Raw genomic sequence first — 21,331 nt, 5'->3', positions numbered from 1 at the left:
TCATGCTTCAACCGTTCGGCAAAAGCTCACGGCCGAAGACCAACCTACGTTCATCTTATATTTAATTCCACCCACCCACTTAGGAGACAAATTAGATAATAGTTTCGGAATAATTAAAAGTGATAATAGAGGGATTGTACAGTAATTAGGTCATTTTGATAATCTTTCTCGATAGATGGGTATCAATAGGGCCGGTTAGATCAGGTAGGAACACCAATCACTCCAACCTCCAGAATATAGCTTAACATTCTCGTATCCGACTAGGGTAAGGGAAAAGATATTAACACAGGCTGTCACTCCTGAACCACAGTAGAGGATAATTTCTCGATCGCCTTGCCGCTCTTGCCAACGTTGTGTTTGCTGGGCCAGGGGTTGAGAAAAACCCTGACTATCGGTGACTTCCAACCAGGGATAATTCAGCGCCCCCTCGATGTGACCGGCGATCGGATCGATCGGTTCCCTTTCACCCCGATAGCGATCGCTTTCCCTGGCATCAATTAACACCACTCCCCCTTGCTCTTTTTGCCTTTTTACCTGCTCAATTGTGACTACCCAATCCTCTCGAACTTGGGGGAGAAAAGCGCCGGTTTTCGGCACAGGTATCTGATTAGAGACGGGATAACCGGCATTTAACCAATTTTGCCAACCACCATCGAGAATGCTGACTTGTTCATGGCCCAGATAACGTAATAACCACCAGAGACGACTGGCAAAGGCAAAACGGGAGGCATCGTAGGCGATGACATGGGTTTGACCAGAAATCACCCCTAGAGAGCTTAATTTAGCGGCTATCGTCTGGGGATTCGGTAAAGGATGACGGCCGCCATGACGGGCAATGGGAGCCGATAAATCGCGATCGAGGTGTAAATAGAAGGCATTTTCAATATGATTGGCTAAATACTGTTGATAACCGAGATCGGGATCGTTTAATTGAAAACGACAGTCAATGACCATCAGATCGGGGCGATCGAGATTAGTCACTAACCAACTAGGAGAAACGAGGGGCGCGATCGGATTCATGGCGGGAAAATTGTTTAATAATTAACAGACAGTTGCGCTGATCTTCGCTGCGAGTATAACTGAGTTGATCGGCGATTTTTTGGAGGATCGGCAGTCCTTGCCCATGACCGGAGAAACTATGGCGAAGATGGGCGTTTTTCTCGATAAAGCCATCTAAATCGAAGACGGAACCCCGATCCCAGATGCGAATTTCCATCCGGGATCGGCTAATCTCGATTTCGATCTCGATCGGGATTTCGGGGGGGAGGTGTCGGTGAGCGTGACGGACAGCATTGGTAAAACCTTCGGCAAGAGCAAGCTGACACTGGAGCCAGTCTTTTTGGGGAATGCCCGCCGGTTCGAGTTGCTCAAAATACTTTAAAACGGTATCTAAGGACCTGAGATCGCTATCTACCTGAAAAGAAATCTTCACCCCCGGTTTACCTCTGCAATGCCTTACGCTAGAAGTTATACCATTTTTCCCAAACTATGACTGATGTATTAGCTCGATTCTGGATTTAATCCTGTCTTGAGGTACAAGCAAAGTCGTCCACTCCCCTCTAGTGTAAGCAGTAAGATTGAGATAGTCGAGTCACAAAAAAGATGGTACGAATTTTAGTAATTGATGATGATGGAGTAATTCAAACGTTTCTGAGACGAGCTTTGGAGAAGGAATACGAGGTTTTTGTTGCCAGTGATGGGGAAGAAGGATTAAAGCAAGCGGGGCAAATAAAACCGGCGATGATTATTTGTGATTGGATGATGCCGGGGATCGATGGGTTGGAAGTTTGCCGGCACATTAAGCTCAATCCCCAACTGTCAACGACTTTTTTTATCCTTTTAACTTCTTTGGGATCGGTGGAGGATCGGGTGAAGGGATTGGATGCGGGGGCCGATGATTTTTTATGTAAACCGATCGAGATTAATGAGTTAAGAGCGCGTGTGCGAGCGGGAATTCGTTTGCATCAATTAAGTCATGATCTGCAAGCGCAAAAACAATTACTAGAAATGGAGTTAGCGGAGGCGGCGGACTATGTGCGATCGCTGTTACCAGAACCTTTTATTTCTCCAAAACTTGCTATCGATTTTCGCTTCCTTCCTTCTCGTCGATTGGGGGGGGATGGATTTGATTATTATTGGTTAGATAATGACCATTTGGTGTTATATCTTTTAGATGTGGCGGGCCATGGGTTGCGAGCGGCTTTACCTTCCCTTTCGGTGATTAATTTACTCCGTTCTCGTGGTTTAACTCAGGTGAATTACTATCAACCTAATCAGGTTTTACAGGGGTTAAATCAAGTGTATCAAATCAGCCCTAAGAATGATAAATATTTTACTATTTGGTACGGAATTTATGATCGGAAACAACAACAGTTAACCTATGCCAGCGCCGGTCATCCCCCGGCAGTTCTCCTGACGCAAAAACCTTTTGGCCAGATGATTGAAACCAGACTGAAAGCCCCCGGTTTTCCCATCGGGATGTTTCCAGAAGCGGAATATATTAATCAGGTTAAATGCCTGAATTTACCCAGTAGGCTTTATCTTTTTAGCGATGGAATTTACGAGATCGATTGTGCTGATGGCAGGATGTGGGGACTAGAGAACTTTATTCAATCTTTACGAAATTATCATTGTAATTACGCCAAAAATCTCGATTATTTTATTGAAAAAATTCAAGCTTTACAATTCGATGGTAATTTTAAGGATGATCTTTCGATCATGCAGGTGGATTTTTATTAATTAATTTCCGAGATTATTTGTTCTAATTCTTCTCGGTTATTAAAAATTTCAAAAACTCGATCCATATCGGTCAATTCAAATAACATTTTTATCTGATCATTAATCGAGCAGATCAATAGTTTACCCCCCGCAGAACGCACGGTTTTTAAGGATAAAACTAGCGCCCCTAAACCAGAACTATCCATAAAGGTGACATCCTTGAAATCAACGATAATAACCTCGGAACCTCCCCGCACGGCTTCGGCAATTTCTTGGCGAAATTGGCCAGCTTGGTTGCCATCTAAAATACCCGATGGTTGAATAACTTTGATGGAAGAACTCATAAAAAAAGGAAAAATTAAAGGTTTTCTACCTGCTCACTGATAACTGCTCGCTGAAATCTGCTGACAGCAGCCAATCTTTAACTATTTTTAACATATTAGGGTCAAGAAAAGCGCAAAATTAAAAATAGGAATTTTTGAAACTGCATGGAAAGTTACGATGTCATCCTCATCGGTGCGGGGCATAATGGTTTAGTTTGTGCCGCCTATCTCCTCAAAGCCGGTTATCGCGTCCTCCTTCTGGAACAGCGTAGCGTACCGGGAGGAGCAGCTACCACAGAAGCGGTTATCCCGGATCTGGCCCCCGATTTTAAGTTTAATCTCTGTGCGATCGATCACGAATTTATTTTTTTGGGGCCGGTAATTGAGGAATTAGAGCTAAAACGCCACGGATTAGAGTATTTATTCTTCGATCCTACCGTTTTCTGTCCCCATCCTTCTGGCCAATATTTTCTTTCCTATCGCTCTCTGGAAAAAACTCACGCCGCAATTGCCCAGTTTTGTCCGCGAGATGCCGATCGCTACCTTCAGTTTATCGACTATTGGGCGCAGTTGATGAATGCGATCGGGCCTTGGTTTAACGCTCCGCCTCAAGATTTGCTCAGAATCGCCCGCAATTATAACTCTAGTGCCTTAGCTAGTGTCTGGAAAGCGATCGGCTCGAAAAAGAAACTGCTCGACTTCATCCGCACGATGATTACTTCCCCCGAAGATGTCCTTAATGAGTGGTTCGAAAGCGAATTTGTCAAAGCACCCCTGGCTCGTCTAGCGGCGGAAATTGGCGCTCCTCCCTCCCAAAAAGGCATTACCTCTGGGATGATGATGATGGCGATGCGTCACTCCCCCGGGGTAGCTCGCCCTCGTGGTGGTACGGGCGCACTAACGGAGGCTCTGGTGAAATGTGTTGTCAGTCTCGGTGGGGTGATTTTAACCGAGCAGAAAGTTAAACAGATTCTAATCGAGGAAGGACAAGCGATCGGGGTTAGGGTGGACTCTGGGCAGGAATATCTGGCAAAAGCGGGGGTTATCTCTAATATTGACGCTAGACGAGTCTTTTTACAGTTAGTCGCCCCCGCCGATGTGGATGCCGCCGATCCGGAATTGCGAGAAAGGGTAGAACGGCGAATTGTCAATAACAATGAAACAATTCTTAAAATTGATTGCGCCCTCGCGGAAGCACCAAGGTTCGAGGCTTACGATCACAAAGAGGAGTATTTACAGGGAACGATTCTTATCGCCGATTCCGTGCGTCACGTTGAACAAGCCCACGCTTTAACGATTTTGGGGCAGATTCCCGACGAAAATCCCTCGATGTACCTAGATGTACCCACTATTCTCGATCCCTCTATGGCTCCCCAGGGCAAGCATACCCTCTGGATCGAATTTTTTGCCCCCTATCAGATTGCCGGGGCTGAGGGAACGGGATTAAACGGCACGGGATGGACGGAAGAATTAAAAAATCGCGTGGCCGATCGAGTTCTTGATAAACTGGCCAATTATGCCCCCAATCTCAAATCCGCCATTATTGCTCGTCGGGTGGAAAGTCCGGCGGAATTAGCTAATCGTTTGGGTTCCTATAAAGGTAATTACTATCATCTTGATATGACCTTAGATCAGATGATTTTCCTGCGTCCTTTGCCAGAAATAGCTAACTACAAAACCCCCATTAAAAACCTTTATTTAACTGGGGCAGGAACTCACCCCGGCGGCTCAATTTCGGGGATGCCGGGGCGTAATTGCGCTCAGGTTTTTCTGCGGGATCAAAGCACTTTTCTGCAAAGATTATTTAACTAAATCCCCTCCTCCCCAAAATCCCGATCCTCATCCTAATATTTATTGCCACTAGCCAATTATCCTTGAAAAGGAGGGATTAAATGCCCCAAATGGGAAAAGATTTTGAGGAAATGAGGAGGAGTGATACTAAATCCTATTTGAAAGGTATAGGAGAGCGGGGAGAAATAATCCATAACTCGGGGGTTAATCATACTATTAAAAACCTATTTGGTATGCAGGGTAAGCTCACCCAATTTAATATAAATTGTACTTGACAAAGATTTCTAAATAGGTTTCTGGACGTAACAGGTAATTTAGATACGTCAGCAGCTTAACTCGCACAAATTTTTAACTGGAATTGTTTCTATACTGGTGGCTTTTGACAAAAGATCATGTTAATTATTTTTCTGATGAAGATTATTATTCACCTTTTCATGTACTATGAATATATGGCAAGATTTTTGAAGGATCACGAGCGATGCAATTTCTAAGGCTCAAAGTTAAAACTGCTTGGGGAAGTAAAAAAATAAGGAGAATTATATCGCTCCTATTGCTTTTTATCTTGATGCCAATTTTTCTTTATGCCTGTTTTAGTTATCTTCCTACTCAATCATCGGAGCAACTGCAAGGAACCCTCTCGGTTTGGTATCCAGAAGAGAGAAATTTAACTGAAGTACTAGGTCTGGGTTTGCAAGAGTTTGAAAAATTAAATCCGCAAGTGACAATTCTCGAACAAGCTATTCCTGTCGATGAGATACCCGAACTTTTGTTTAAACAATCTCAAAGCGGATTGGGTGCGAGTGTTATTCTAATTTTTTCGAGAAATATACCCAGATTAGTATCCCAAGGAGTACTGAAGGAAATTGACCAGAACAATCTAGATTTATCTATTTATTATCCCCCGACGCTGAAACAAGTTAGCTATCAAGGAAAAATCTATGGCATTCCCTTGGGTTCTCGTACCAATGTACTGTGTTATAATCAAAAAAAATTACAAGTTAGTCCCGATCCGCTGCTGAAGCAACCTCCCACCAGTTTAGAGGGATTAGTGGAACGTGCGCGCAAAGGCTATTCTGTGGGGATGGTGTCCTCTTTTGAAGATACTTTTTGGGGAATGGCAATTTTTGGCGGCTATTTGTGGGATGATCAGGGTAGCCTGCAACCTCGCCTATATGGTTGGGCAAAATGGCTAGAATGGCTAAAATTTGCCTCGTCACAGCCTAATTTTATCCTCAATCGTCAACGGGAATTACTCCATGATGCCTTTGCTAGAGGCCGCTTAACCTATTATGTGTGTAGTTCTATTGAAATTGCCGATTTAAAAAATAGCCTACAAGATGATCTCAGAGTCGCTTTACTTCCCCAAGAAACTCAAGGTAAAGCAGCACCAATTCTCTATACAAGGGTGATGGTATTTAATCGCAATAATAGTGATAATGAAAATAGTTTGGGATTAGCTTTAGGAAAATTTCTCACTAATCCCGAACAACAATTGCAAGCAATCATCCAAACAGAAAGTTTTATTCCCACTAATCGACGGGTGCAGATCGAAGGAAATTTACTACCGATTGAGTCGGTATTATTACAACAATCTCACAATGCTGTGGCAGTTCCTCTGGATGATTGGGAAAAGTTGAATAAAATTTTAGAAGAGGGAGAATTTTGGTATGAAAGAGCGATCGCTGGTGAAATATCTTCCTCAGCAGCAGCACAAAAACTAACACTTTATATTCAATCAGATCTTGATCAGTAATATGAACAACAATATTCCCTCTCTTTCGGAAATAATTGCTAACCAATTATTATTTTTAGGACGCAGAGACGTTCAAAATCAATTAACGATTATTTTTCTCTCTTTAATTGTTGCTTGGTTATTATCAAAATGGTTATGGTCTTACTTGGAAAAAAGATTTCCTCACGTCACCAGTTTTATTCATAGGGATAAAAATTTAACCCTCCGTCAATATTTTGCTATCCTGATACAGTTTCTTAATTTTCCAGTTATTAGTATAATTTTACTTGACTTTAATTATCTAATTTTTTTGAGTCAAAACTGGACAAGAGGAATGATTAGTTTATCGATAAAACTAATGTGGTTTTATTTAGTTTATCGTGGTTTATTAGCTGGATTATACGCCAAGTTTTCCCTCAAGACAATTAAATATTATCATGGTCGGCTTTTAGCACCTTTATTGGTATTATTCCTCCTGAGAACTATTATTATTGGTGTTTACAATAATATTCAAGAAATTGCCCAAGTATCTCCCTTCAATTTATTCAATAGTCCGATCACATTGAGAAGCATATTTATTTTGATAATAGCTCCCTATTTTCTGGTAATTATTGTTATTCTTATAGAGAGTATAATTCTGAGTATTACTAATTTAAATCAGCAAGCGAGTCGCGGTGAAATTGAAGCAACTTTACTGTTAGGACGTTATTTTTTCATTGTCTTAGGTTTTATTATCATCTTGGGTTATGTGGGAGTTAATGCAACAGCAATAGCGGCAATTACTGGCGGTTTATCGGTGGGTATTGGTTTCGGTATGCAGCAAGTGGTAAGTAATTTCATTAGCGGTATTTTACTATTATTTGAAAAAGTTCTCAAACCCGGTGATATAATTAATATTGAAGGACAGACTTCTCAGGTAAAAAAGCTAGGTATCCGAGCGACAACAGTGCAAATTCTTACAGACAATTCCGAAAAAATTATTCCCAATCAAAAGTTTTTTACTGAGGATGTCACCACCTACACGGGTAGTGATAACTTGATTTATTGTTCAATTGTTATCGGAGTTGGTTATAATTCTAACGCCCAACAGGTGATGAATTTATTGCTAGAGATTGCCGATCAACATCCTCACATACTTAAAAACCCGCAACCAGTAGCCTTTTTTCTTAATTTTGACGATTCTAGTTTAAACTTTGAATTAAAGTTTTGGTTGGATGATGTCAACAGAAAAAAGCGAGTAATTAGTGATATTAATTGTGCTATTCTTGATCGGTTTACTCAACAGGGTATCGAGATTCCCTTCCCGCAACAAAATATTCACATTCGTAATAATTAGCAATTTATATTGGTCAAAAATCTTATCTGATTATTTTCATCGCCAAATATATCACTTTCACTTATTAAATTCATGTATTTATCGTTTTTTATTAATGGTTAATATCTTGACATAAAAACAATTATAACTTACTATTCTAGATAGTATATTCACAAATTATCAATAATCTATAATTAAAATATCCCAGATGAATATATCGAGGTTTTGCTAATGCTTTTTCGTCCTACTTTGCTTGGCACTTTATCGCTTGCCCTAGCCTTAAATTGGCCTTATGGACATCACTCGTAGTCCCACTTTTCCCTTTTAATTGTTGTCATTTACCCTAACTAAAAATCCCATGATTATCCCCCGTTTACAAAATCGTTTTCCCAGAAATAATCCCACCCGTCGGCTACGAGCTTTTCTCCTAGGTCTTTTCGCTGCAGGTATCACCACTTTACCCCTAAAAGCCGCCGAAGAAATTGAATTTGTCTATACTCCCCTCGTCTTTTCTGTATCGGTAGCATCCCTAGAAACCTTTGCTAAAGAAGGAAAAATCGATGCTAATTTAAAAAGATTTATGGCCAGAGCAACTCCCGAGGCAAGAGAGAAGTTTCGTGAGGCTTTATTAAAAAAAATTGACATCGATCCTATTTTACTATCTCGTTTTTTTAATAGTGTGATGGGTGCTGATATGCTCTCTCGTTTGGGCAAAGGCATCACCATTCAAGGGGGAATTAATGGTAAATATGCCCTGCGGGGTGCGATTGTTAGTGCCGCTTTCGATCCGGGAGGATTAACCCTTTTAAATGTGCTGAAAAAATTCCCCAATAATATCCAGTTACAGGGGGAAGAAATCCTCGGATTAGCTAAAACCATCGATTATGCGGTTTATGTGGCGGAAATATTTATTAAAGATATGCGCCTCTGGACAGCCGAGGAAGCCGCTGCCGTTAAACCAGCGATTAATTATACCAGTTTACCCGATCTGCGCCAGCGCGGTAGCTTTCAGGTAAAAAAAGAAGTTTGGAACCTAACCGATAGCAGTCGCAATCGCAGTTTATATGTCAATGTTTATATCCCGCAAACTTTCCGAGAAGGCAAAACACCTGTAATTATTTTTTCCCACGGATTAGCCTCGCGACCAGAAGATTATGCCCAAGCAATTGAACATCTAGCTTCCTACGGATTTTTAGTAGCGGCACCGCAACACCCCGGCAGTGATATCAAATACCTGCAAGGAATGTTAGGGGGGTATTATCGCAATATTTTTGATGGCAATGAGTTTATTAATCGACCCAAAGATATTAGCTTTGTCATCGATGAATTAGCAAGACGTAATCCTAGTCAATTTCAAGGTAAACTGGACCTCACTAATGTGGGAGTAGCGGGTCATTCCTTCGGGGGTTATACATCTCTAGCTGTTGCTGGCGCACAAATTGACTTTGATAATCTCGCCCAAGATTGTAATCGTCCTTACTCCGGGATTAATATCGCCATTTTACTGGAATGTCGCGCCCTGGAATTGCCTAGAAAGGTCTATAATTTTCGCGATGAACGAGTCACGGCCGTCTTTGCGACTAATCCCGTTAACCGCAGTATTTTTGGGGAAAAAGGTTTAAGCAAAATAGCAATTCCTGTCCTCTTGGGTTCGGGAAGTTATGACCCGGCAGCTAATCCGATTTTTGAACAGGCCATTCCTTTTACTTGGTTAAAAACCCCGGATAAATATCTGGCCATGGTGGAGGGACAAGCTCATGTAAATTTTACGGAATTGGATGCAGGAATGCAAAAAACACTGAAGTCTGTGGTCAATATCACTTTACCCGATCAAAATTTAATCGGGGATTACGCGGGGGCTTTATTGGTGGCTTTTTTTGAAGTTTATATTGCCGATAATGACAAGTTTCGTCCTTTTCTTCTGTCTAGTTATGCAGAATATCTCAGTCAGGGACAAAAGTTTAAATTAGACTTTATCACTGCCGCTTCTGACCAGAAATTATCTCAATTAATTGAAAAATTGCGAGTACATAGGCAATAGTAAAACCTAGGGTGCGTTAGACGACAAAAATTCCTGACGCACCACCTATCATCAACTAAGTAGCTGGTTACAATCAAAGATAAAATACAAAGAACCAGAAGCCTGTGCCACTATCTAACAATTAATTCAGATTACTTACTTATTAAGTGGCAAGTTCGCCGCTTTCTTTTCACTGATGACTGATGACTGTTTACTGATAGCTCAAAAATCTCCCCACTGCCCCTCTGCAAAAAAGATTCTCTTGAGTTGTATAATCTCTAAAGGATTAGCGTACTCAAGAAAAAAATTATTTCATGCTCAGGAAAATTAGACTATCGTACTTTGGCTTAATTTTAGGCAGTATTTTAACGGTTATCGGGATTATTGGTTATGCCCAAGGTAACGCCACGGTCAATTTAGCGGGTTTTTTCTACGGATTACCGTTATTATTGGGAGGTTTAGCCCTAAAAGCCTCAGAAATCAAACCTATACCCTTTAGTCAACCCAGTAGCCCCGAAATCTTGCAATTGCGCCAACAACAGGCTACTGTCACCCAAACCAAACTTCGCAACGATGTCACCCGCTATCGCTACGGACAGGAAGTGCATCTGGATGAAGCCCTAGAAAAGCTGGGATTAAGCCCCACGGACGAGGAAAGACCGACTTTAGTGGCAATTCGTGAAACTGCTGTTGATTCCGCCTATTGTCTCACCCTAGAATTTGAATCGCCCCTTTTACCCCTAGAAAAGTGGCTGGCAAAACAGGAAAAAATCGAGAGATACTTTGGACCAGGAATTAGAGCCGAAATTAAGCAAGTTGACGAGGAAAAAATTGATTTAGCCCTAATTACTATCCCTAACGCCTAAATGCTCACGCCTATTCAGTATGGCTTCCTAGCAATCGCTGCCGTGGCTGCTGGCTTAATTAACGCTCTTGCCGGTGGCGGTAGTCTGATTACTTTTCCAACCCTGATGGCGGTGGGTATCCCACCGGTGATGGCAAATGTGACTAATACCGTCGCTTTATGCCCCGGTTATCTGGGGGCAACTCTCGCCCAAAAAAAAGACCTGCACGGGCAAGAAAAACGGATTCGGTTATTACTACCATCGGCAGTTATTGGCGGCATTATCGGTGGTATTTTACTGTTAAATAGTAGTGATCAAGTATTTGAGCGCCTGATTCCTTTTCTGATTCTTTTAGCGGCGGCTTTATTGGCTTTTCAAGATACTTTACGCTCTTGGCTACAGCGGCGAAAGGGGGACGAAAATGGTCATATCCCAGAAATTTTGGCGGTTTTACCCATCGCTCTCGCTTCAATTTATGGTGGTTATTTCGGAGCGGGTTTAGGTGTGATTGAGTTGGCAATTTTGGGCTTATTTCTCAAGGATAATCTCACGAGATTAAATGCTTTAAAACAGTTGCTTTCTTTGGTGGTTAACGTGGCGGCAGCTTGCTTTTTCCTCTTTTCTAATCAGGTATATTGGTCGGCGGCGATAGTGGTAGCAATTGGCTCTTTAATTGGGGGTTTATTGGGGGGAAAACTAGCTAGAATTATCTCTCCTAGTTATCTGCGTAAGACTGTGGTAATTCTCAGTATTATTATCGCTATAGTTTATTTTCTTCGTTAACAAACCGAGTTATAGGCGGTTAAAATGCGTCTTAGCTTATCTTAATGATGAGGTAAGAAATTTTCCCTTTGGGGACTCGGTCGTCGATAGCAAATTAGGTTATACTGCATCTTTATGAGAAAGACTGTCAACTAAAATGGCTGATTTTAAAACCTGACCCGATGACGTTTTAACTCAATTGCCAAGAAAAGTGGGTTTTAGCTTGTCTAGAATAACCGAGTCTCTTGCTGCATTCTAGCATCGGTTAAACACACTGAAGGATTAACGGAATAGGGTGGATAATTTTGCTCGGCAAAACTATAGCAGATGTTTAGTATCGACAAAGCTGCCCTTGTCTAGCACTGACAACAGGGGCAAGAACTTTCCTTCATGCGATCGCGAGCCGCAATCAGCGATCAAGCTCTCCATAACCGAGATGGAGGCGACAGTGCCGGCAAAAACTCCCTAGGCATACCGGTCTCCTCCAGATGATCTACATAAAAACTTAAGAATGATCCCCGTCTGGTGATAGACTTTTGACTGTTAAGGAAACAAACTCACTAGATAAATCATAGATCAGCTGTAGGGAGGATCATCGAGTGGAAAGTACGCTAGGGTTAGAAATTATCGAAGTGGTCGAACAGGCTGCCATTGCCTCCTCCAAGTGGATGGGTAAAGGCGAAAAAAATACCGCCGATCACGTCGCTGTGGAAGCGATGCGCGAACGGATGAATAAAATCCATATGCGCGGTCGCATCGTTATCGGAGAAGGGGAAAGAGACGAAGCTCCCATGCTCTATATTGGCGAAGAAGTGGGTATCTGTACCCAAGTTGATGCCAAACAATATTGTAATCCCGACGAATTAGTCGAAATCGATATCGCCGTCGATCCCTGCGAAGGCACTAACTTGGTCGCCTACGGTCAAAATGGTTCTATGGCCGTGTTAGCGATCTCCGAAAAAGGCGGCTTATTCGCCGCTCCTGACTTTTATATGAAAAAATTAGCCGCTCCCCCAGCAGCTAAAGGTCATGTGGATATTAATAAATCGGCGACGGAAAACCTGAAAGTTCTTTCCGATTGTCTCAATCGTTCGATCGAAGAACTGGTGGTAGTGGTTATGGATCGTCCCCGTCACAAGGAATTAATCCAAGAAATCCGCAACGCCGGGGCCAGAGTTCGTCTGATCAGCGATGGTGACGTATCGGCCGCTATTTCCTGCGCTTTTTCGGGAACTAATATTCATGCTCTCATGGGTATCGGTGCCGCTCCAGAAGGGGTAATCTCGGCAGCGGCTATGCGTTGTCTAGGCGGTCACTTCCAGGGACAATTAATCTATGATCCCGAAGTGGTCAAAACCGGTTTAATCGGTGAAAGTCGCGAGGGTAATATCGCTCGTCTGCAAGAAATGGGCATCACCGATCCCGATCGCGTTTACGGTTGCGAGGAATTAGCCAGTGGCCAAACCGTCCTCTTTGCCGCCTGTGGGATCACCCCCGGCACCCTGATGGAAGGGGTACGCTTCTTCCATGGTGGCGCTCGTACCCAAAGCTTGGTTATCTCCACCCAATCGAAAACCGCTCGCTTTGTCGATACCGTTCACCTGTTCGACCAACCCAAATACATTCAACTGAGATAATTCTCTGATCGGGTGGGGTGGGCATGGCTCACCTCGCCCCCATTGGTAAAAATATATAAAGTTTTTTTTCAAACATCTTTTATTTGCATCCCGATTGGGACTAAATTGCAACAATTAGAGACATAACGCACTGATCTTTATCAATAATTTTTGTAGCCTGAGCAACATTTGTAGGAGAACATAAATGAATATTGCTGTAGTGGGCTTGAGTCACAAGACAGCCCCGGTGGAAATTCGCGAAAAATTGAGTATCCCGGAAGCGAAAATCGAGTCCGCCCTTACCCACCTCAAGGGTTATCCCCACATCCAAGAGGTGGCTATTATCAGCACCTGTAACCGTTTGGAGATCTACGCCGTGGTTACGGATACGGAGAAGGGTGTGGTAGAAATTACCCAGTTTCTCGCTGAAATTGGGCATATTCCCCTTAATGTCCTGCGTCGTTATCTGTTTACCCTACTGCATCAGGACGCTGTCCGCCATCTGCTCCGGGTGTCGGCCGGTTTAGAAAGTCTTGTCCTCGGGGAAGGACAAATTCTCGCTCAAGTTAAAAATACCCATAAATTAGCTCAGAAGTACAATAGTATTAGCCAATTACTCGATCGCCTGTTTAAACAAGCGATGACTGCCGGTAAACGCGTCCGCACTGAAACCAGCATCGGCACGGGAGCCGTATCGATCAGTTCGGCGGCGGTGGAGTTAGCCCATGCTAAGGTGGCAGACCTCAGCAGCAAGAAAATCGCTATTATCGGGGCAGGGAAAATGTCCCGATTATTAGTTACGCACCTTCTGGCTAAGGGTTCTCAGCAAATTGCGATCGTCAACCGCTCCCAAAGACGGGCCGAGGAGTTAGCCCGTGAATTTCCTAACGTACCAATCCAACTATATGGCTTAGAAGAGATGATGGCTACGGTAGCGGCATCGGATATCGTCTTTACCAGTACCGGAGCCACGGAACCAATTTTAACCAAAAATTTATTGACAGAAGTGACGATTACTGCTAACTCGCTGATGTTGATCGATATTTCTGTTCCCCGCAATGTCCACACCGACGTGAAGGAATTGGCACAGGTGCAAGCTTTTAACGTCGATGATCTTAAAGCGGTGGTGGCCGCCAATCAGGAAAGTCGCCGTCAGATGGCCAGGGAAGCAGAGGCACTCCTAGAGCAGGAAGTGGAAGCTTTCGAGCTTTGGTGGCGTTCTTTGGACACTGTACCGACAATTAGCTGTTTAAGAAGCAAAATTGAAGATATTCGCGAACAGGAATTAGAAAAGGCCCTCTCCCGTCTGGGGACGGAATTCGCCGAAAAACACCAAGAAGTTATCGAAGCGATGACCCGCGGTATCGTCAATAAAATCCTTCACGAACCCATGGTACAACTGCGCGCCCAACAGGATATCGAAGCCCGCAAGCGCTGTTTACAATCCCTGCAAATGCTCTTTAATCTCAGTGTCGGGGAAGAATATAGTTAGGGACCGACAATCCACAAAAATTAAGGGCGATTCTATTGGTCTGTTAAGATGATTTTGAGGGATTGGGGGCGAATAGTTTGGCAGCATTCCCCTATCCACAATTTCAAGATTGACAGACCACTAAGCGGTTGACTCTCTAAAAGACTGTCCATGAGTGCCGGAGTTGGCAGCAGGGAGCGGTATAATTAATGGACATCTCCAAGCTGTAGGGTGCGTTCCCTAATGTAACTCCTACCGCTGCAGCGATCAATTTTGGTGAACGCACCATGCTCATTGATTCAAGTAAATGATAATAATCTAAAAACGTCTAGGCACAGTGATCGAGGGGAGTGCGATCGCTTATGATCAAGTTGTAAATTTTTGTTACGAAGTGCAGTCAGATTGAACAATTGGTGCTGCAACCTTGGGGAAAGCTGATGTTATTTCGGCTGATTGTCAGGAATCTACAAAACGGGGTGATATGCCAACAGTTTCCATATATTCCTACTTTGGTTATTCGGAAAGTTTCTGTATAATTAGTTAAACCTAAAAAATGAGGCAAAATAATGACGGACAAAAATAAGCCAGAAATGACGGACAAAAATAAGCCAGAAGAAGTTCAACAGGCAATGATTTCAGTGGGAGTGGGTACAGCCATTGGAGCTAGTGCATCGGCAGTAGTTGGCGGTATGGGACTTGCTGTAGGAGGAACTGCTCTAGGAGTCGGCATGGCTCCAGTAGCAGCGGCAGGAGCAGTGGTTGGCACAGCAGTTTACGGAACCAAAAAAGCAATAGAAGAACAAGACGCAACGGCAATTGGAGCAGCGGCAATTGGTGCGGGTGCTGGAGCCGGTATATCAGCATTGGTTGGGGGTATGGGATTAGCAGTAGGGGGGACGGCAGTTGCAGTGACAATGGCTCCCGTAGCGGCAGTAGGAGCAGTAATTGGTTTAGCTGGATATGGGATCTCTAAATTATTCACTGAGTAAGCAATGGCTAAACGGAAAAGACAGTCCCCCAATGCTGCTCAAAAATTAGTAAGAGGAGCAATTCGGGACTTTATTAATCAGCTTAATGGCATAGTTATTGAGCCGGAGATAAATACTCCTGTGAAGGAGACAGAGGCTTGGTATCGGGACAAACTGGCTAGAGAATTAGGAGGAAAAACCGAGGTTTACATTGATAAGGTAGGTAGAATAGATGTCTTAACTAATACGGAAATAATTGAAGTTAAAAATACAAAAGGCTGGAAATCAGCGATCGGGCAAATAAAGAGTTATGGACAGTATTATCCCAAGCATAAAATGAGAGTTCACCTATTTGGGAAATTGACTGAAAGTAAACTGGAAACTATTCAGAGAGTATGCAACCTAGAAGGCATAACTCTAACTTGGGAATAGTATGATCGCTGCTCTGGTAGGGTGCGTTCCCTTATGCAATTCCTACCGCTGCAGCGATCAATTTTGGGGAACGCACCATGCTCATTGATTCAAGTAAATGATAATAATCTAAAAACGTCTAGGCACAGTGATCGATGGGAGTGCGATCGCTTATGATCAAGTTGTAAATTTTTGTTACGAAGTGCAGTCAGATTGAACAATTGGTGCTGCAACCTTGGGGAAAAGCTGATGTTATTTCGGCTGATTGTCAGGAATCCACAAAACGGGGTGATATGCGGAAACTTTCGGCATATCCTTACTCTGGTTATTCGGAAAGTTTCTGTATAATCAAATAGTTGAATTGCAAGAGTAGAAAAAGTAGTAAAATAGTGCCATGCCTGTAAAACATGAACAAAACATGACTACTCTGTTGCAAAAAGCATTCACAGAAATCCAGAAACTGCCAGAGTCTCTTCAGGATGAACTTGCTCAACAATTGCTAGAAGATATTGAAAGTGAATTAAAATGGCAGCAAAGCCTTTCTAACGAAGATCTGGAATTGGGAGCTTTAATAACAATGGCACAGGAAGCCCTGATAGAAGAACAAGAGGGGAGAACAGAAGATAAAGGCTTTGGGAAAGAATGAAGTCAGCCAGAACCAAGAGGTTTCGTCAACTTTTTCTCAGTTTGCCGCAAAGGGTACAAGAAACAGCCAAGAAAAATTACGAGATTTGGCAAGAAAATCCATTTCACCCCAGCCTAGAGTTCAAAGAGGTGAAACCAAGAGAAAAAATCTGGTCAGTCAGAGTCGGCATTGGATGGCGAGCATTAGGGATTAAAAAGTCAGACGAAGAAAAGATAGTTTGGTTCTGGGTTGGGTCGCACTCCGAGTATGACAAGATTCTCAACGGATTTAGTATAATATCATTCAAGGTTGATGATAGCGGGTCGGTGCGATCATTATCTGTAAATATTCTCGTTTTCAAGGTTTAATTGGGCAATAGCTCCATCAATCAAATCACAGCCCTCCCCCAGGGATTCGATGCGCGAAAACCGATCGCGCCAAACCGCCGCACCGGTAAAATCCTGACAATACCAAGCCAGATGTTTCCGCGCTTGCCAAATACCGCGTTGTCCCTTGTATAGCCATAGCCCCTGTAAATGCTCTTTAGCTAGGCTTAACAGGTCAATAGAGGTGGGTTTCGGCCACTTTTTGCCTGTTTTGAGGTAATAATCGATTTCCCCCACCAAATAGGGATAACCGAGGGTTCCCCGCGAACACATCACCCCATCGGCCCGGGTAAATTCCAAACAATTAATCGCCGCTTCCACAGAAACAATATCACCATTAGCAATGATAGGAATCGATAAAACCTCCTTCACCCGTTTAATCCATTGCCAATCGGCCGGCCCGTGATAACCCTGTTCCCTAGTGCGTGCGTGCAGGGTCAACATTTGCGCTCCCGCATCTTCCAAACGACGGGCAAAATCGATAATATTAATCTCCTGAGCGTTCCATCCTAAGCGAGTTTTCACCGTTACTGGCACCGATACCGCTCTCACCACTTCCCTAACAATTTGCTCGGCAATTTCTGGCTGTCGTAAAAGTGAAGAACCGCCGCCTTTTTTAGTAATTTTATTAACAGGACAACCCATATTAATATCGATGGTCATCGCCCCTTCTTTAACCGCTTTTTCCGCCGCCACAGCCATAAAATCGGGACGACAATCAAATAACTGCATACTAATTGGTTGTTCTTTGTCCCCGATAACCATCAATTGCGGTAACTCTTGCAGCTGGGAGATTTCTGTCGCGTTGACCATCTCGGTATAGAGCATGGAATCAGGAGCAAAGCGTCTCACCAGGCGCCGAAAAACTAAATCGGTGACACCGGATAAAGGTGATTGCAAGACCCGGCTATGTACTGCTAAGTTACCGATTTTGAGAGGAGATGAGTAGATAGCCATAGAACCAGTTAAAAAATCAACAGCCAACACCAGCAAACCGAACAATTAGGGGATAGTTCGGTCACTGTTAGCATTTTGCCAACCCCATAATATATGCTTAACCGTCATCTTCTAGTCTAAAACTACCTGTATGATGATTGGAGAGGATAGAATCTTATCTCTCCTAAACGAGTAATTAAACAAAAATTTCGCTTTTTTTTATGGATAATCTGCAACTCTGGCAACGTTACCAAGATTGGTTATACTATCACCCTAACCTAGAACTTTATCTCGATGTCAGTCGGATTCCCTTCGATGAGGCTTTTCTCAAAGGTCTAGAAGCAAAATTTGAGCGTGCTTTCCAAGATATGACAGCTTTAGAACAGGGTGCGATCGCCAATCCTGACGAACAGCGTATGGTCGGCCACTACTGGCTGCGCGCTCCTGAACTCGCTCCTAACCAGGAATTGCGGGACGAAATCACCGAACCCCTAGCACAGATCAAAGAATTTGTCAAGAAAATTCACTCCGGAGCAATTAAGCCGCCCAATCGGTCAAAATTCACCCATATTCTCTGTGTAGGCATCGGGGGGTCTGCTTTGGGTCCCCAATTCGTCGGTTCGGCTCTATCCCCCCTTAATCCCCCCTTAGAGATTGCTTTTATTGATAATACCGACCCCAAAGGGATCGATCGCACCCTAGCCCATTTACCCCTAGCTACCACCCTGGTTATCGTCACCAGTAAATCCGGCGGCACTCCCGAAGCGAGAAATGGAATGTTAGAAGTCCGCAACGCTTACGAAAAACAGGATTTAGACTTTCCGCCACACGCGGTCGCCGTCACCATGCCGGGTAGCCAACTGGACAAATACGCCCAAGATTGGCTAACTCGTTTCCCCATGCAGGATTGGGTCGGTGGTCGTACATCAGAACTATCCGCCGTCGGTCTTCTCCCGGCCGCTTTGCAGGGTATCGACATTGACGAAATGTTAACCGGGGCCAAAGAAATGGACATCGCCACCCGCGTCCATAACCTGAAACAAAATCCTAGCGCCCTACTTGCTCTAGCTTGGTATCATGAGGGCAATGGCAAGGGAGAGAAAGATATGGTGATTCTGCCCTACAAAGACAGTCTCTATCTCTTTAGCCGCTATCTGCAACAATTGGTCATGGAATCCCTCGGTAAAGAAAAAGACCTCGATGGTAAGACGGTGTACCAAGGTATCGCCGTCTATGGTAACAAAGGTTCCACCGACCAACACGCCTACGTCCAACAATTACGCGAAGGGATTCCCAATTTCTTCGCCACTTTTATTGAAGTGTTAAAAGACCGACAAGGAGATTCCATGGAAGTGGAAACCGGCTCCACTGCTGGCGATTTCCTCTCAGGATTACTGCAAGGTACTCGACAAGCTTTATACGAAAAAAGTCGCCACTCTATCACTATCACTATCCCAGAGGTTACTCCTCGTCAGGTGGGGGCTTTAATCGCCCTCTACGAAAGGGCTGTTAGTTTCTATGCTAGTTTAGTTAATATTAACGCCTACCATCAACCTGGGGTAGAAGCGGGGAAAAAAGCCGCCGCTTCTATTCTGGATTTACAAAGAAAAATCGTGCAAGTTGTTCGGGAAACGGGAACTGCTCTCGACCTAACCACACTAGCGGCCAAAATCGGCTCTAGTGACCAAGTTGAGGCTATCTATAAAATCGTCCGTCATCTCAACGCTAATGGGCGCAGTTTAACTATTACTGGCGATTTAAGTAAACCAGAAACGATCCAAATCTCTGCACGCTAATCAGTTATCAGTTATCAGTTATCAGTCGTCAGGAGATTATTTTTATTTATTCTCCCCACTCCCCAATTCATAAGTAGTCGTGCAAAATTAATTTCTTGGTTAGGATAGGCACTCATGCAATAGGCAATAGGCAAAAGCTTTATCGAAATGTGTAATTAATTTTGCTTAGGTACTTATAGCAATTCCCATAGTTGTGAGGTACAGAGTCTTAGGTTTTGAGGAGTCAGGATTCAGGATTCAGGATTCAGGATTCAGGAGTCAGGAGTCAGGATTCGGGATTCAGGAGTCAGGAGTCAGGAGTTAAGATTTTGGTGTACCTCATGAGATTGGGAAACGCTATAATTCATAATTCATAATTCATAATTCATAATTCCCCACTGATCACTGAATGTAACTAACCATGGAAATGCTCGAAAACCTGAAAATGGCTTTTTCCGCTTTGATGGCCAATAAACTGCGTAGTGGTCTGACTATGCTGGGGATTGCTATCGGTAACGCCTCCGTCATTGCCCTAGTGGGAGTGGGTGAAGGAGCGCAAAAAGTTGCTATCGAGCAATTTGAAGCCCTCGGTCCGAATGTTTTATTTGTTTCCACCTCTTCGCGCAATGTCCGGCGGACAATTCCTAATCCCCGGCCGCTCACCTACGAAGACGCTCAAGCGATCGCATCTCAAGTTCCCTCCATTGCCGCCATTTCTCCCGAATTGAGCGGTAAAAAAATCCTATCCTTCGGTAATAGAACCAGTAATAGTCCCCTAATCGGGGTGGGAGCCGAGTACCTAAATGTGCGTAACCGTCAACTATCTAAAGGTAGATTTATCATGGAATCTGACCTGAAACGGGATAATCGGGTGATTGTCTTGGGATCGGAATTAGCCAAAAATCTCTTTGGTAATCGCAATCCCGTGGGCGAAAATCTTCGCATCGGCAATCTTAGTTTTCAAGTTATTGGAGTTTTACAGGCGAAAGGCTCCTTATTTGAGACTAATCAGGACGATCGAGCCTTAATTCCCCTAACTACCATGTCTAATCAGGTTCAAGGCCGCAGAGCTATCTTTGGCATTCCCCTGACTCATATTTCTGTCTTGGCCAAAAACTCTGCCCAAATTAAAGCCGCCCAGTTTCAGATTAGCAACCTACTGCAAATGCGTCATCAGGTCAGCGACGAGAATTATGTGCAGATTTTCCCCCAAACCGCAGTCTTAGAAATGGCCAAAGAAACTAACGATAGTTTAACTAGAATGTTAGCCTCGATCGCCAGTATTTCCCTTTTTGTCGGGGGAATCGGTGTCATGAATATTATGCTCGTGTCAGTCACGGAAAGAACCCAAGAAATTGGGTTAAGAAAGGCTTTAGGAGCGAAAGAAGGGGATATAAAAGGTCAATTTCTGATTGAATCGGTGATTTTAGCCACTACTGGCGGAATTATCGGGATTTTTGTCGGCATTCAAGGAATGTACCTAGCTGGAATTTTTGCCGCTTTAACCACCAGTGTCTCAATCCCTGCCATAATTCTCGCTTTAGGAGTTTCCAGTGCCATCGGTCTGATTTTCGGTGTTGTTCCCGCTCATCGTGCCGCTAAATTAGACCCAATAGTTGCTTTGAGAAGATTATAGT

General features: G+C 43.6%; 18 protein-coding genes and 1 pseudogene. 15 read left to right on the top strand and 4 right to left on the bottom strand.

The window, feature by feature from the left end; translation table 11 throughout:
* Positions 1 to 195 precede the first annotated feature (195 nt).
* Both N0824_RS14080 and N0824_RS14075 read right to left on the bottom strand, forming a co-directional pair.
* On the bottom strand, positions 196 to 1,020 hold the full coding sequence (locus tag N0824_RS14080) for a sulfurtransferase (RefSeq protein WP_108937207.1): 825 nt from the start codon (positions 1,018 to 1,020) through the stop codon (positions 196 to 198).
* Positions 989 to 1,432: an ATP-binding protein gene (locus tag N0824_RS14075; protein ID WP_108937206.1), complete on the bottom strand. Its 444-nt coding sequence runs from the start codon at positions 1,430 to 1,432 to the stop codon at positions 989 to 991. The genes N0824_RS14080 and N0824_RS14075 overlap by 32 nt, the downstream gene beginning before the upstream one ends.
* Positions 1,433 to 1,602: 170 nt before the next feature.
* On the opposite strand from N0824_RS14075, the gene N0824_RS14070 reads away from it, so the two are divergent.
* Positions 1,603 to 2,739 (top strand): SpoIIE family protein phosphatase, encoded by a 1,137-nt coding sequence (locus tag N0824_RS14070; RefSeq protein WP_108937205.1) that lies wholly within the window; start codon positions 1,603 to 1,605, stop codon positions 2,737 to 2,739.
* On the opposite strand, the gene N0824_RS14065 is transcribed toward N0824_RS14070, so the two are convergent.
* Entirely contained in the window at positions 2,736 to 3,062 is a 327-nt protein-coding gene (locus tag N0824_RS14065) for an STAS domain-containing protein (RefSeq protein WP_108937204.1), read from the bottom strand. The two genes, N0824_RS14070 and N0824_RS14065, sit on opposite strands and share 4 nt — an antisense overlap.
* Before the next feature lie 144 nt (positions 3,063 to 3,206).
* Between N0824_RS14065 and crtO the strand changes: the two genes are divergently transcribed.
* The 12 genes and pseudogenes from crtO to N0824_RS21375 all read left to right on the top strand — a co-directional run.
* Entirely contained in the window at positions 3,207 to 4,853 is a 1,647-nt protein-coding gene (gene crtO / locus N0824_RS14060) for a beta-carotene ketolase CrtO (protein ID WP_108937203.1), read from the top strand.
* A gap of 457 nt (positions 4,854 to 5,310) precedes the next feature.
* Entirely contained in the window at positions 5,311 to 6,585 is a 1,275-nt protein-coding gene (locus N0824_RS14055; RefSeq protein WP_108937202.1) for an extracellular solute-binding protein, read from the top strand.
* Position 6,586: 1 nt separating this feature from the next.
* Positions 6,587 to 7,900, top strand: coding sequence for a mechanosensitive ion channel family protein (locus N0824_RS14050; protein ID WP_108937201.1), 1,314 nt, complete (start codon positions 6,587 to 6,589; stop codon positions 7,898 to 7,900).
* A 337-nt stretch (positions 7,901 to 8,237) separates the two neighbouring features.
* Positions 8,238 to 9,920, top strand: coding sequence for an alpha/beta hydrolase (locus N0824_RS14045; protein WP_108937200.1), 1,683 nt, complete (start codon positions 8,238 to 8,240; stop codon positions 9,918 to 9,920).
* Positions 9,921 to 10,213: 293 nt separating this feature from the next.
* Positions 10,214 to 10,765, top strand: a complete 552-nt coding sequence (locus tag N0824_RS14040) for a DUF2854 domain-containing protein (protein ID WP_046660484.1) — start codon at positions 10,214 to 10,216, stop codon at positions 10,763 to 10,765.
* Positions 10,766 to 11,527, top strand: a complete 762-nt coding sequence (locus N0824_RS14035; RefSeq protein WP_108937199.1) for a sulfite exporter TauE/SafE family protein — start codon at positions 10,766 to 10,768, stop codon at positions 11,525 to 11,527.
* Between the two features lie 578 nt (positions 11,528 to 12,105).
* The gene (gene glpX / locus N0824_RS14030; RefSeq protein WP_108937198.1) at positions 12,106 to 13,143 is read left to right on the top strand and encodes a class II fructose-bisphosphatase; all 1,038 of its coding nucleotides are present in this window, start codon (positions 12,106 to 12,108) and stop codon (positions 13,141 to 13,143) included.
* Positions 13,144 to 13,327: 184 nt separating this feature from the next.
* A complete protein-coding gene (locus N0824_RS14025; protein ID WP_108937197.1) occupies positions 13,328 to 14,614 on the top strand; it encodes a glutamyl-tRNA reductase in 1,287 nt (428 codons plus the stop codon).
* 569 nt (positions 14,615 to 15,183) lie between these two features.
* The gene (locus N0824_RS14020) at positions 15,184 to 15,582 is read left to right on the top strand and encodes a hypothetical protein (protein ID WP_052278563.1); all 399 of its coding nucleotides are present in this window, start codon (positions 15,184 to 15,186) and stop codon (positions 15,580 to 15,582) included.
* 3 nt (positions 15,583 to 15,585) lie between these two features.
* Entirely contained in the window at positions 15,586 to 15,993 is a 408-nt protein-coding gene (locus N0824_RS14015; RefSeq protein WP_108937196.1) for a hypothetical protein, read from the top strand.
* Between the two features lie 397 nt (positions 15,994 to 16,390).
* Complete coding sequence (locus N0824_RS14010) at positions 16,391 to 16,618, top strand: hypothetical protein (RefSeq protein ID WP_002765161.1); 228 nt, start codon at positions 16,391 to 16,393, stop codon at positions 16,616 to 16,618.
* Positions 16,615 to 16,878 (top strand): annotated as a pseudogene (locus tag N0824_RS21375) (hypothetical protein); the annotation flags it as partial. The gene N0824_RS14010 and the pseudogene N0824_RS21375, both read left to right, overlap by 4 nt.
* A 54-nt stretch (positions 16,879 to 16,932) precedes the next feature.
* Here the strand turns inward: N0824_RS21375 and dusB are convergent.
* On the bottom strand, positions 16,933 to 17,940 hold the full coding sequence (gene dusB, locus N0824_RS14000) for a tRNA dihydrouridine synthase DusB (RefSeq protein ID WP_108937368.1): 1,008 nt from the start codon (positions 17,938 to 17,940) through the stop codon (positions 16,933 to 16,935).
* A gap of 200 nt (positions 17,941 to 18,140) precedes the next feature.
* Between dusB and N0824_RS13995 the strand changes: the two genes are divergently transcribed.
* Positions 18,141 to 19,715 carry a glucose-6-phosphate isomerase gene (locus N0824_RS13995; RefSeq protein WP_108937195.1) on the top strand — a complete coding sequence of 525 codons (1,575 nt, stop codon included), beginning with the start codon at positions 18,141 to 18,143 and terminating at the stop codon, positions 19,713 to 19,715.
* 400 nt (positions 19,716 to 20,115) lie between these two features.
* A complete protein-coding gene (locus N0824_RS13990) occupies positions 20,116 to 21,330 on the top strand; it encodes an ABC transporter permease (protein WP_108937194.1) in 1,215 nt (404 codons plus the stop codon).
* Position 21,331: the final 1 nt, after the last annotated feature.

The organism is Microcystis sp. 0824 (assembly GCF_003112475.1).
GTDB classification, from domain to species: Bacteria; Cyanobacteriota; Cyanobacteriia; order Cyanobacteriales; family Microcystaceae; genus Microcystis; species Microcystis aeruginosa_C.
The sequence above is the reverse complement of the archived record's forward strand: the minus strand, read 5'-3'. Positions and strand labels throughout refer to the sequence as shown.